The organism is Peribacillus sp. NPDC058075 (assembly GCF_042885195.1).
GTDB lineage: Bacteria > Bacillota > Bacilli > Bacillales > DSM-1321 > Peribacillus.
Genome location: NZ_JBHVSL010000001.1, coordinates 2,195,396 through 2,208,243, shown reverse-complemented (window position 1 = coordinate 2,208,243; position 12,848 = coordinate 2,195,396). Strand labels below are relative to the sequence as shown.

Here is a 12,848-nt window from a genome sequence, read left to right as displayed (position 1 = left end):
AGATGGGCATGACATGTCTAACCGTTATGACATCCATGTCCATTTTTTCATGGTGGGTCTAACAGGGGGAAAACTGGAGAATCCGAAGTAGGAGGAAATATGCAATCACAACATAGGTTATTGGTGGTTCTTGCACATCCCGATGATGAGTCATTCCTGTGTGGCGGCACCATTGCCAAAATGTCTGAGCGAGGTGTTCATATTACATTACTTTGTGCGACAAAAGGCGAAATGGGCAGGCGCATGGGAAATCCCATCATTACAACAAGGGAGGCACTGCCTGAACTAAGGGTAGAGGAGTTAAAAAGAGCTTGTGAAGAATTGGGGATCAGCGACCTGCGATTTTTAAACGTAAGGGATAAAACGATTGAATTTGAGGACTTCGATTTATTGGCGGAGAGAATCGTAAAGGTAATTCGTGAAGTTCAGCCGGATGCATTAGTAACATTCCATAAGAAGTATGGGGGGCATCCAGACCATTGTGCGATTGGCCGTGCTGCCGAAATTGCTTTTCTAAAATCCGGTGACCCCGATTTTTATCCAGATCCAGTATTTTCAGCTTTTGGGGTTCATAGTCTGTACTTTGTCCTTTGGCATGCTTTTTATGATGAATGGTTTAAGGAAAACGGGCTGAGCAATATCATGGAAGTGGATATAGCAGGGACTTTACAGAAAAAAATCCGTGCCTTAAAGGCCCATCGCTCCCAGACTCTAGCCGTTCCTGAATTGTGGGGCCATCAAAATCCAAGCTTGCCTTTTTTAAAGGAATCCGAGTATTTTATCAAAGGGAATTCACCTACTAATATAGAAGAAACCGATTTTTTTCAAACGATTGAAAGGATGGGATGATACGTAGTTTGGGCTTAAGTTTGTCTGGAAAGGGGGAAGGAATGTATGGAATTAGAAAAATATGAGCCACTGGAAGAAATACCTCAGGTGCAGCAAAAAACGCTTCAAAATAAGGTGCTTTTGTGGCTGAGCGGTATCGCCTTCACCTTTTTTATTGCCCTCTTAGGCTTGGGGCTGTCCGAGATTGCAGGATTCAATCGAATCGGCCCACTTGCATGCTCGATCATCATTGCCGTGATGTATCGTCAAATTGCGGGATATCCAGAAAAGTTCCGGACGGGAATTGAATTTTCCGCAAAAAAACTTTTGCGTTTTGCCATTATTTTATACGGGTTGAAATTAAATATCGATGTGATTTTCAATCAAGGACTGCCATTGTTGGTACGTGACATAGGAACAGTAACATTTGCCATAGTCGTGATGGTCCTGATTGCAAAGTGGATAAAGGCAGACGCTTCCATTTCCCTTCTTCTTGCTGTGGGAACCGGAATATGCGGAGCAGCAGCCATCGCGGCCATATCTCCAATCGTGAAAGCGAAGGAAGAGGATACAGCCATAGGCGTTGGGATAATCGCTTTAATGGGAACACTTTTCTCGATTATATATACCCTTTTACGTCCGATCCTTCCGCTGTCTGATTTGGATTATGGAATCTGGTCTGGGATCAGCCTTCATGAAATCGCCCATGTTGCATTGGCAGGAGCACCGGCTGGTGAAGATGCGCTAGCGATTGCGCTACTCGCAAAATTGGGGCGTGTCTTTTTACTTATCCCATTATGTTTCATTTTTATGTATGGGATGAAAAAACGCACATCCGGAAAAAAGGGCCATGATGCCAAAATTGATTTTCCATGGTTCCTCGTTGGTTTTATAATCATGAGTCTAATTGGAAGCTATGTGTTTGGAACGTATATCACGGTGTCTCCTCTCGTAATGGATGGCATTTCGAAAACGACTACATTTATATTGACAATGGCCATGATCGGTCTTGGACTGAATGTAAGCCTGCAGGCACTGCGTACAAAAGCCATGCGTCCTCTTTTAGCCATGACCATTACCTCTTTGCTGCTTTCCATCATCTCGTACTTTATCGTTTAATATGTAAGCTTTCCATTGTTGTGCCAGTTAGATATGCCTGAAAATGTGATGAATAATGCATTTGGATAAGTCCTGAATATATTAATCTATTCAGGTTTTTTTTATTCATTCGAAGAAAACGTTTTTGGGAATGCAGGATTGTAAATATGAGTAAATCCTAATTTAAGGAAAAAAATAAGTGTTGACATGTTTGAATATTATAACTACTTGGTTTACAATAAAAGAACTGATACGAACATTACGATGTCTTTTCTGTTTGGAGGAAATTTTATGGAGTTAGACTTTAAAAATCCAATCCCTTTACATGCTCAATTGAAAACCATATTGGAAAATCAGATTTTGGAAGGGTATTATAAAGACAAAATCCCTAGTGAAAGGGAACTCATGGATATGTATTCAGTCAGCAGGAGCACTGTACGGGAAGCCGTATCCATCCTGGTTCGTGAGGGAATATTGGAGAAGAGGCATGGAAAGGGAACGTTCGTTTCCCTTAAACCTGTACAAGAATGGCTAAAGATGATAAGTTTCACTGAAACCACTAAAAGCATGGGCATTAAATTACTAGATCATGGCCGTGTCATGACACCTGAAAATATAGCTGATGCTAATGGATTCGAAGATGAATCTTACCATATTAAAAGGCTGCGGTTACAGGGGGACGTCCCCATAGCCATAGAATTGCATTATTATTCTTTGGACCTAGGAAAAAAATTGACGAAATTCGATTTAAGTACAACTGTATTGTATGATGCACTCGAAGGTGATCTAAACATTGACTTTTGTGAAGCGGAACAAATCATAACCTGCGGCTTTCCGACTAAAGAAGATGCAGAACATTTAGGGATAACAGAAACGATGTGCTTGCTGATAACAGAACGGATGATTTTTGATTCGGATGGTAATTTAGTAGAGTATTACAAAGGATTATTCCGATCGGATATGTACTCATTCGCAATGAAAATGTCCCGGAAGAATTGATTTTGGGCACATGACATAACCTAAGCCTTTCTAAGAAGCAGAGAGGCTTAGGTTATTTTAAACATACCAGTAAATACAATGATCCTACTTTAATGGAGAGTTTGTCTATGTTTATAACATAGGCATGTTTTAATGTAATCTATTGTTATGATCAAATTATATATGTTATTTCAAGATCTAGAATATTTAGGCTTGCCCAACATTTTCAGCCGTTTTTTTTTGGAGGGCTTGCCATCCTCCATTTTAGCAGAGATAAGCCCAAGTGCCACTCCAAGCAACGCACCTGCTCCCACTTCCACAGGCTGATGTCCGAGGAGTTCATTCAGTTCCTTCTCACGCTCCACAAATTCAAAGCTCGGAAACTCTCCCGAAAATTTCGCCATATTATCTTCAAGGTCATTCACAAGCTTAGCAATTTCGCCAGTGTGGCGCCGAATCCCCTGAGCATCGTACATCACAATCACGCCAAACACTGTCGCAAGCGCAGTTTCCGTATGCAGCCAGCCTTTATTCGCTGCCACATAGGATGCCAGTGCGGCCACACCGGCAGAGTGCGAACTAGGCATGCCGCCTGTTGTGAAAGCCTGCTTCGAGTCCCACTTTCCCGTCAGTTTATAATGCGTTAAAATTTTTAGCCCTTGCGCAATGCCGATTGCCGACAGCGCCGTTAAAATTCCCCGATTCATCTTTTCCATGAGCAACTCCTCCACTCGGCTCCAGACCAGTCCAACCCAATCCAGGATTTTATCTTCCCTCTTTTGATACCCCAATAATAATTTTTATATGCAGCAGTTCCATGATTATCGGCATTTAATAACAGCCTGATAAATGAAACATAATGATCCTTTTTGCTGTGTCTTGGTCAGTGCAAGCTTAATTTCCGACATAGGGTTTCTGGATTGCTTTTTATCTGAGAGTTCACCATTTAATAATAATATTTATAGGATGGGTCACTTAAGGAAAATATAAAACGGAAGATTATTAACAGGTGTTAAGGTGGCATTGGGATGAACAAGATCAAGGATATGAATCCGGAAGAGTTAAAAAAGATCATGGCGGTAACAGAGCGAATGTCTTTCATAAAAAACTTCAGGTCTGCTACTGCTGAAGAATGGTTTGTTTTCATTCCCGGCTTTAATGATCCAGTTACTGGAGGAGCCGCTGGAAAGGCTATAGTTCACTACAATCTATATGGAAACAAAGATATGTTCATTAACACGACGGTCATTCTGGATGACCCTGTTTTATTTGAGGTGGAAAACTTTCAGCTGGTTTACTCTATTTGTGATGAACTTATAAATCGCCTAGTGGGTTACGCCGATACTTTACTATCCGTACACGCAGGATCAAATTCTTACAATGCTGAGTACAAACGATAATGTCCGTAAGAGAACAAGGAGGAAAAACAGTGCATCGTAATCTGGTTCAGTCAATAATCGAACAATCAGTCATGCTTACAAGTGAAGCAGATTGGGATAAGCTAGTTCAACAAGTCAATAATTCCAAATTCGTTTTGCTGGGTGAGGCATCACATGGAACATCCGAGTTTTATACGGCACGAGTTGAAATAACAAAAAAACTGATTCAAGAAAAAGGGTTCACCTTCGTAGCCGTTGAAGGCGACTGGCCCGCATGCCAGGAAATCAATAGGTATGTAAAAGGCTATGACCTAGTGACTAAATCGGCAAGGGATGTACTTAAAAGTTTTAACCGCTGGCCGACCTGGATGTGGGCAAACGAGGAAATGATCGACCTGATTGAATGGATGAAAGAATACAATGAGTCCGGACAAAATCAAACGAAAGTTGGATTTTATGGGATAGATATCTATAGTCTTTGGGAATCCATGGATGAAGTCATCCATTACTTAAAACAAATTGATTCACCTGACCTCGAGGCTGCCAGACAGGCGTTCACATGTTTTGAGCCATTCAATCGGAATAATGAGGAGTACGCAGTTTCCGCAGGCATTTTTTCAGAGAACTGTATAGAGGAGGTTGCCAAATTACTGACGACCATTCAACGAAAAAAAGAAAAATACCCTCATCATGAAGAATTGAATTTGAACCTTCAAGTGAATGCGTTGGTAGCTTATAATGCAGAAAATTATTACAGGACGATGGTGGTTCATGATGATAAATCGTGGAATATTCGAGATATGCATATGGTGGATGCACTTAATGAAATTATGGATTTTTACGGTTCAAAAGGCAAGGCGATTGTATGGGAACATAATACCCATGTTGGCGATGCCAGCGCTACAGATATGAGAGATTCGGGGATGATTAACGTCGGCCAGGTCATTCGTGAACAAAACCCAACTGAAGATGTATTTATCACTGGTTTTGGAACCTATAGGGGAACTGTTATTGCATCAGATGAATGGGGCAGGGATTTTGAAATAAAAACAGTACCTCCGGCTATAAATGGAAGTTGGGAGGAGGCTATGCACCTTTCTGGCGCGTATGATAAGTTACTCATTTTCACCGATGAAAATCGTCAGCTATTTCAAGAGAGAATTGGTCATCGGGCTATCGGGGTTGTTTACCGACCGGAATATGAACAATACGGAAACTATGTACCTTCTGTAATGTCAGATAGATATGATGCTTTTGTTTACATTGATGAAACTCAGGCCCTTCATCCGCTTGTTCATGAAAAAGCACCCGTTATGTAATAAAGACAAAGCCGTTTATAACATTTCGTGTTATAAACGGCTTTGTCTTTTTGTTCGTGCTTATTCTTAATGCACCCAATGGTGGAGATATTATCGCGACGGAAGCCGAATTTATTGGTTTGATCGTTTCTATTTTTATTTGAGACTAATGAAAATCTAATGAATCGTTACGTGCAAAGCGCGTTCAGGGGAGAACCCGCAGGCGCAAAGGCGCCGAGGAGGCTCCCGGACTGCCCGCGGAAAGAGAGTGCCTTACGTTCCAATCAACGTTCAAATTATACGATCCCCTAAAAATATCGATTTTCATCGAGTTTGTCTACGTCTAAAACCATTGGTTTTTTAACTTGATATTTATTTACGTATAGACTGGTTTCTATAAACTGCCAATTAATATTATGAAGTAATTAAGAATCGGGCTTCCTAAACAGACGGTTAGTTAATAAAGTTCCGGTATCTATTGGTCCACTTGAAAGTGATTGTCAAAACCAAAAAGAATAGATAAATGAATGAATGTTTTTGAATATAGTGTATTCATTCCAGTTTGTTAAAGTTTGTTATACTCACATTTAGCACACTTTTCATTCATTCATTCTTTTTATCATTAAAAGATGTGGGCCGCCATCTTCCATAAAGACATCGGATGAAGTATGATAGCCGAGTTTTTTGTAAAAACCCTCTGCCTGTGTTTGCCCATGTAATTTAACCTGGGATATTTCCATTTTCTTTGCGATTTCTTCCAACGTTTTAATGATTATTTTTCCAAGACCAAATTTACGGTAAGGCTCTAAGATGCAAATTCTCTCCAATTTACCTAAACCATCAACAACTCTTAACCTACCAGTTCCTACTGGTTTTTCATTATAATAGACTAATATGTGTTCAGATAAAGCATTAAGTGTATCGTATTCATCAAATTCACTTTCTAAAGGGAAGCCTTGTTCCTCGACAAATACTTCTTTTCTGATTTGAAAGGCTGCTTTTAAATCACTTTCTGTAGTTATTCTCTTTGAATCCAATGTTCTTCATCCCTTTTCTAGATTTATTCAGTAGAACAAGTCATAATATATGTATAACTTTTTTATAGTATATACGAAATAATTTTTGTTGTAAATACAACAATAAAGTCAGGGGCTTTTTGAATGAAGGAAATACTCCGTGAAATTGGAATGATAGCAAGGGCATTGGACTCTATAAGTAATATCGAATTTAAAGAATTTGACCTAACAAAAGGGCAGTATTTGTATCTAGTTCGAATATGTGAAAATCCAGGAATCATTCAGGAAAAGTTAGCAGAAATGATAAAGGTTGACCGGACGACAGCAGCTCGGGCCATTAAAAAACTTGAAATTCAAGGTTTTATTGAAAAGAAAAATGATGAGGAAAACAAAAAAATTAAAAAGTTATATGCAACCGATAAAGGTGATAAGATCTATCCCTTTTTGAAAAAAGAAGGAGAGTATACCGACAAAGTTGCATTATCGGGATTTTCTTCGGAAGAAACGGAAATGATGCTTCTTCTTCTTCAAAGGGTCAGAAAAAATATTGAGGTAGATTGGGAATTTGTGAAAAAGGGCAATAAAAGGGGATATTGATACAGGTTATAAGTGATTACAGATTCATGATTGGAAAGGTATTGGATAAGAATTTTGTAAAGAGAGGCTCGATTTCTATTGGAAATTGAGCCTCTTTCTTATTATCCCGCTACATTTTCAGTGAACTGACTATTGTATAGCTCTGCATAGAAACCATTCTCCCTTAAAAGGTCTGAATGCGTTCCCTTCTCTATCACTTTTCCTTGATCCATAACAAGAATCAAATCTGCATCCTTAATTGTTGAGAGACGATGGGCAATGACAAAGCTTGTTCGTCCTTCCATCAGTCGGTTCATGGCCTTTTGGATAAAAACTTCTGTCCGAGTGTCCACACTAGACGTCGCTTCATCCAATATCATGATTGGTGGATCTGCTAGAACAGCTCGGGCGATTGTCAAAAGCTGCTTTTGGCCTTGTGAGATGTTCGAAGCTTCTTCGTTTAAGACTGTCTCATAACCATCTGGCAGTGTCCGAATGAAATGGTCGGCATGTGCCGTACGAGCAGCTGCAAAAATTTCTTCATCAGTTGCTCCATTTTTGCCATATGCGATATTTTCTTTAATCGTGCCATTAAAGAGCCAAGTATCTTGAAGAACCATCCCAAAGCTCTTTCGAAGATCACTACGGGACATACTCCGTGTATCGAGACCATCAATAGTAATCTTTCCGCCATTGAGTTCGTAAAATCTCATTAAAAGATTTATCATGGTCGTTTTTCCAGCACCAGTCGGTCCAACAATTGCGACCGTCTGTCCAGGCAAGACATCGATGTTCATATCTTCAATTACCATTTCTTCCCCATATCCAAAGTCCACATGTTCAAAAGATACAGCACCTTTTGCTCTTTTTATATTAGCTGTTGTTTGTTCTTTCATTTCCTCTTCTTCATCAAGTAGTTCAAAAACACGCTCAGCGGCTGCAACCGTCGACTGAATAATGTTAGCGATGTTAGCCGTTTGTGTGATTGGCTGGGTGAACTGCTTTGAGTATGTGATGAATGCTTGAATATCACCAATTGAAATCGAACGTTGCGTTACCAATATTCCGCCGACAACGCTGATGAGGACATAGCTCAAATTTCCGATAAAAAACATTATGGGCATGATGATACCCGATATAAACTGGGCTTTGCTTCCCGCTTTATACAATTCTTCATTAACCGCAGTAAATTGGGCACTCGCCTTTTTTTCATGTCCGAATGCTTTAACGACCTGATGGCCGGTATACATCTCTTCAATGTGCCCATTTAATTGTCCGAGCTTACGCTGTTGATCTGCAAAGTATTTTTGGGATCTTTTTAAAATAGGACGAATTGCAAATATGGACAAAGGTAAGCTGACTATCGAGATTAATGTCAATAACGGGCTTATAGAAAGCATCATGATGATAATCCCCAAAATCGTAACAATTGATGTGATGAACTGCGTTAAGCTTTGCTGAAGGGTGCTCCCGATTGTATCAATATCATTTGTCATTCGGCTAAGTGTTTCTCCGTTTGGACGTCCTTCAAAATATTTGAGTGGAAGTTTCTCGAGCTTGTCGTTCACATCTTCTCGAAGATCATATACCGTGTCTTGTGCAACACTTGACATAATGTATTGCTGTACATAGTTGAAAAGGCTGCTTAAAGCATAAAGTCCGGCAAGGAGTAGAAGGATCTGGCCAATTTTATCAAAGTTAATGGCCGCTCCTGGTATACCCTGGAGTTTTCCGTAAGCTCCTTCGAATAATTCTGTAATTGCATTTCCCATGATCTTTGGTCCAACAATCATAAAAATCGTACTCATGATTGCAGCGAAGAACACGGCAATCAATTTGTTGCGCCGAGGTTTTAAATAGGTCAATAGTCGTTTTAGTGTTCCTTTAAAATCTTTTGCTTTTTGACCCATCATCATCATGTTACCGCCACCAGGACCATGCCCAACCTGACCGCCGCCTTGAGGTCTTTTTTGATTACTCATGCAATTTCCTCCTCTGTGAGCTGTGATAAGGCGATCTCACGGTAAATGTCGTTTGTACTAAGCAACTCTTGATGTGTTCCCATACCTACAATTTTGCCTTCGTCTAACACAATGATTCGGTCAGCGTCCACAACCGTACTGACACGCTGTGCAACGAGTAATACCGTCGAATTTTTCGTTTCATCTTTCAGGGCTGCGCGAAGGTTGGCATCCGTCTTGAAGTCAAGTGCCGAAAAACTATCGTCGAAAATATAAATATCGGGTTTCCGAATGAGCGCCCGTGCAATCGAAAGCCGTTGTTTTTGCCCTCCTGATAGGTTCGAACCGCCTTGATCGATTTCTGCCTCATAGCCGTCTTTCATTTTGCTGATAAAATCTTCAGCTTGCGCGATCCGGGCCGCATGCTCAACTTCATCTTGTGTGGCTGTTTGTTTTCCAAAGCGAATGTTTTCAGCGATCGTACCTGTAAAGAGGAAGGCCTTTTGTGGTACAAAGCCAATTCTTGAACGAACTTCATCTTGTGATGACTTACGAATATCAACACCATTGACGCGAATCGTTCCATGTGAAATATCATAGAAGCGAGGGATCAAATTGACGAGCGTCGTTTTCCCTGAACCTGTTCCACCGATTATTGCGGTGATTTCACCAGGACTTGCAGAAAAACTAATATCCGATAATGCATGTTCTTCTGCTCCTGGGTAACTGAACGTCACATGTTCAAATTCAAGTGTACCGTGTTCACGATCTGCCTTTTCTGTCCCCTCATCCAGGAATGAAGGTTTCATGTCAAGGACTTCGTTTATCCTTGTTGCCGACACGGCCGCTCGTGGAACCATAACGAACATCATGGATGCCATAACGAGAGCGAACATAATTTGCATAACATATTGGATAAATGCCATTAAGTCCCCGATCTGCATACCGCCGTTATCAATACGAACTCCACCAAACCAAATGATGCCAACAACCGTCAAATTCATTACAAGCATCATTACAGGCATCATGAAGGCCATGATTTTATTGACTTTGATCGAGACATCAGTCAATTCTTTATTTGCTTTCTTAAGTCTTTCTTTCTCTTGTGTTTCACGGTTGAAGGCACGAATGACGCGAATACCAGTTAAATTTTCTCGTAATACAAGGTTCAACCGGTCTAATCGTTTTTGCACCGTTTGAAAGAGAGGCACACCTTTATATAGAATAAGCAAGATCGAACCAATCAATAAAGGCATTGTGACAACAATGACAAGGGATAATTTTGCATCCATGGATACAGCCATGATCACTCCGCCGATTAACATGATAGGCGCACTGATAACCATACGAAGCATCATGATAACCACTTGCTGGACTTGTGTTATATCATTGGTCGTCCGTGTAATCAATGAGGCCGTACCGACTTCATCAAATTCTTGTAACGAAAATTTTTCAACATGATTAAAGACTCTCAGGCGGAGATCGCGTCCCATCCCCATTGCCGCTTTGGACGAATAGTAGCTTGCGATGATGGATGCAAAAGCTCCAAGTGCTGAAACCAACAGCATCAAACCACCGATTTTCCAAATATAAGGAGTGTCTCCTCGAACGACGCCTTTGTCAATAATACCGGCCATTAGTGTAGGCAGAAAGAGGTCGGACATGGACTGAATAAAAACTAGACCGATAACTGCAGAAATAATCCACTTATAAACGGATAAATTTTTCAGTATTTTTATCATTTTGTACACTCTCCCTGTTCGGTTGCTTGTGCTTCTAAAAAGTTTGCAATTTGAAGATGCCTTTCTAGCAACTCTTCAAACTGTTCATCAGAAAGCATTTCGATGGCCGCTTGAAAGACTTGGTGAATGCTTCCTTCGTGAAAATGAATCGTTTTTAATAAATCTTTCCCCTGATCTGTGATTGACAACTGAATCTCACGCCGATTGCCCTCCACATGCTCACGATGGAGCATGCCTGCGCGAACGAGTCCATCGACTGCTTGGCTCAAGGTGCTTTTTGGAAGAAATGTTTTCTCCCCGACATTTTTTTGAGTGGTCTCTTTGTAAAGGGTAATGGTCATCAAAATGGAATATTGAGGAACTGTTAATCCATTTTCTGCGGCAGTCTTTTGAACAAACCTCATTATATTTTTCTGCACGTTCCAAAATGAACGCAATAGATGTACGGAACGCATTAATTGTTTTTCATTCTCCACTCAACTTCACCATTCTTTCTGTTTTGAACTGTTCCATTAAGAACATTTAATTTTATGAATCATTTTAATTTACAGCTATATATCCGCTCAGTCAACAAAAAAATAACTTCAACACCTCAGTTTTTAGTCTTTGTGCATATAGAGTTTTCATCTCAGGAAAGCTTTCGCGTGAAAACAACTCATACAAAGTGAAATTAACTTGAAAATGTGAGAGGAAAAGTGTTAGGATAATATTGCATTCAGTTAGTACCAGGTAATAATACTAGATGATAACGCTTTTGAGGATGTACGGATCTTAAATGGCAAGCATGTATGACATAATAGAGTTTTTTCTTCCTTAGATACATAACAGAATTTAAACTTGCGAGACAAACAATTAAAAAGAGAGATTAGTAAATAAAGAGCTCATTTTTATTACGTGACAGCATGTGGGCAATAATCTGGTTTTAACAGAGAAAAGTATTAATTATTAGGAGGGATGATGACATATGGTTGAAAATCGTCATCTACAGGCAGGTCTGAGTGATGAGCAGGTGCTTGAGATGTTTAGAATAATGTTGTTGGCAAGACGGATGGATGAACGGATGTGGCTGTTGAACAGATCTGGAAAAATTCCTTTTGTCGTTTCTTGTCAAGGACAAGAAGCAGCTCAAGTGGGTGCAGCGTTTGCATTGAATCGTGAAAAGGATTATGTCCTTCCTTATTACCGGGATCTAGGAGTGGTGCTTGCGTTTGGGATGACTGCCAGGGATCTGATGTTATCCAGTTTTGCCAAAGCGGAAGATCCAAATTCAGGCGGGCGTCAAATGCCTGGGCATTTTGGGCAAAAAAAGAATCGGATCGTGACGGGATCTTCGCCAGTTACCACTCAGGTGCCACATGCAGTGGGGATTGCGCTCGCAGCAAAAATGGAAGGAAAAGATATTGTTTCATTCGTTACATTCGGAGAGGGTTCATCAAACCAAGGCGATTTCCATGAAGGAGCGAATTTTGCAGGTGTACATAAACTTCCGGTCATCTTGATGTGCGAGAATAATCAGTATGCCATTTCCATCCCGATTGAAAAGCAATTGGCTTGCAAGAAAGTTTCGGACCGCGCCATTGGCTACGGCATGCCAGGGGTGACGGTTGATGGAAATGATCCGATCGAAGTATACCGTGTGGTGAAAGAAGCGGCTGAGAGAGGAAGGCGTGGTGAAGGCCCAAGCTTAATCGAAACGGTTTCATACAGGCTTACACCACACTCAAGCGATGATGATGATAGTCAATACAGGTCGCCTGATGAAGTATCGGAGGCAAAAAAAAATGATTCGATCATTACTTTTGGTGCCTATTTAAAAGCAGTGGGAATCATGGATGATCAAATGGAGAAAAAAATGAACGATGAAATAATGGAAGTTGTGAACGAAGCGACGGATTATGCAGAAAATGCTCCATTTGCGAATGAAGACACGCTTTCAAAATACGTTTACGCAGAAAGGTAAGGAGGAAAGAAA

Annotated in this window: 12 protein-coding genes; 7 read left to right on the top strand and 5 right to left on the bottom strand. The window is 40.5% G+C overall.

Features of this window, described 5'->3' with window-relative positions:
• The first annotated feature begins 99 nt into the window (after positions 1-99).
• The 3 genes from ACFVS1_RS10915 to ACFVS1_RS10905 all read left to right on the top strand — a co-directional run bounded on the left by ACFVS1_RS10915 (position 100) and on the right by ACFVS1_RS10905 (position 2,925).
• Complete coding sequence (locus ACFVS1_RS10915; RefSeq protein WP_387547231.1) at positions 100-849, top strand: PIG-L deacetylase family protein; 750 nt, start codon at positions 100-102, stop codon at positions 847-849.
• Between the two features lie 45 nt (positions 850-894).
• Positions 895-1,947: a YeiH family protein gene (locus ACFVS1_RS10910; protein WP_387547228.1), complete on the top strand. Its 1,053-nt coding sequence runs from the start codon at positions 895-897 to the stop codon at positions 1,945-1,947.
• Between the two features lie 270 nt (positions 1,948-2,217).
• Positions 2,218-2,925 carry a GntR family transcriptional regulator gene (locus ACFVS1_RS10905; protein ID WP_214749216.1) on the top strand — a complete coding sequence of 236 codons (708 nt, stop codon included), beginning with the start codon at positions 2,218-2,220 and terminating at the stop codon, positions 2,923-2,925.
• A 170-nt stretch (positions 2,926-3,095) separates the two neighbouring features.
• Here ACFVS1_RS10905 and ACFVS1_RS10900 read toward each other — a convergent pair whose 3' ends face one another.
• Positions 3,096-3,620, bottom strand: a complete 525-nt coding sequence (locus tag ACFVS1_RS10900; protein ID WP_387547225.1) for a divergent PAP2 family protein — start codon at positions 3,618-3,620, stop codon at positions 3,096-3,098.
• Positions 3,621-3,950: 330 nt separating this feature from the next.
• Here ACFVS1_RS10900 and ACFVS1_RS10895 point away from each other — a divergent pair, with 330 nt between their 5' ends.
• Positions 3,951-4,304: a hypothetical protein gene (locus ACFVS1_RS10895; RefSeq protein ID WP_387549292.1), complete on the top strand. Its 354-nt coding sequence runs from the start codon at positions 3,951-3,953 to the stop codon at positions 4,302-4,304.
• A 29-nt stretch (positions 4,305-4,333) separates the two neighbouring features.
• On the top strand, positions 4,334-5,602 hold the full coding sequence (locus ACFVS1_RS10890) for an erythromycin esterase family protein (protein WP_387547222.1): 1,269 nt from the start codon (positions 4,334-4,336) through the stop codon (positions 5,600-5,602).
• Positions 5,603-6,180: 578 nt separating this feature from the next.
• Here ACFVS1_RS10890 and ACFVS1_RS10885 read toward each other — a convergent pair.
• Entirely contained in the window at positions 6,181-6,618 is a 438-nt protein-coding gene (locus tag ACFVS1_RS10885; RefSeq protein WP_352924599.1) for a GNAT family N-acetyltransferase, read from the bottom strand.
• Positions 6,619-6,741: 123 nt separating this feature from the next.
• On the opposite strand from ACFVS1_RS10885, the gene ACFVS1_RS10880 reads away from it, so the two are divergent.
• Positions 6,742-7,194 carry a MarR family winged helix-turn-helix transcriptional regulator gene (locus tag ACFVS1_RS10880; protein ID WP_352924601.1) on the top strand — a complete coding sequence of 151 codons (453 nt, stop codon included), beginning with the start codon at positions 6,742-6,744 and terminating at the stop codon, positions 7,192-7,194.
• Between the two features lie 101 nt (positions 7,195-7,295).
• On the opposite strand, the gene ACFVS1_RS10875 is transcribed toward ACFVS1_RS10880, so the two are convergent.
• Genes ACFVS1_RS10875 through ACFVS1_RS10865 form a run of 3 tightly spaced genes read right to left on the bottom strand, consistent with a single transcriptional unit; the run spans position 7,296 to position 11,352 of the window.
• A complete protein-coding gene (locus ACFVS1_RS10875; RefSeq protein WP_387547218.1) occupies positions 7,296-9,155 on the bottom strand; it encodes an ABC transporter ATP-binding protein in 1,860 nt (619 codons plus the stop codon).
• Positions 9,152-10,876, bottom strand: a complete 1,725-nt coding sequence (locus ACFVS1_RS10870) for an ABC transporter ATP-binding protein (RefSeq protein WP_387547215.1) — start codon at positions 10,874-10,876, stop codon at positions 9,152-9,154. The genes ACFVS1_RS10875 and ACFVS1_RS10870 overlap by 4 nt, the downstream gene beginning before the upstream one ends.
• Positions 10,873-11,352, bottom strand: coding sequence for a MarR family winged helix-turn-helix transcriptional regulator (locus tag ACFVS1_RS10865; protein ID WP_352924606.1), 480 nt, complete (start codon positions 11,350-11,352; stop codon positions 10,873-10,875). The genes ACFVS1_RS10870 and ACFVS1_RS10865 overlap by 4 nt, the downstream gene beginning before the upstream one ends.
• Before the next feature lie 488 nt (positions 11,353-11,840).
• On the opposite strand from ACFVS1_RS10865, the gene ACFVS1_RS10860 reads away from it, so the two are divergent.
• On the top strand, positions 11,841-12,836 hold the full coding sequence (locus tag ACFVS1_RS10860) for a thiamine pyrophosphate-dependent dehydrogenase E1 component subunit alpha (protein WP_352924608.1): 996 nt from the start codon (positions 11,841-11,843) through the stop codon (positions 12,834-12,836).
• The last annotated feature ends 12 nt before the right edge of the window (positions 12,837-12,848 follow it).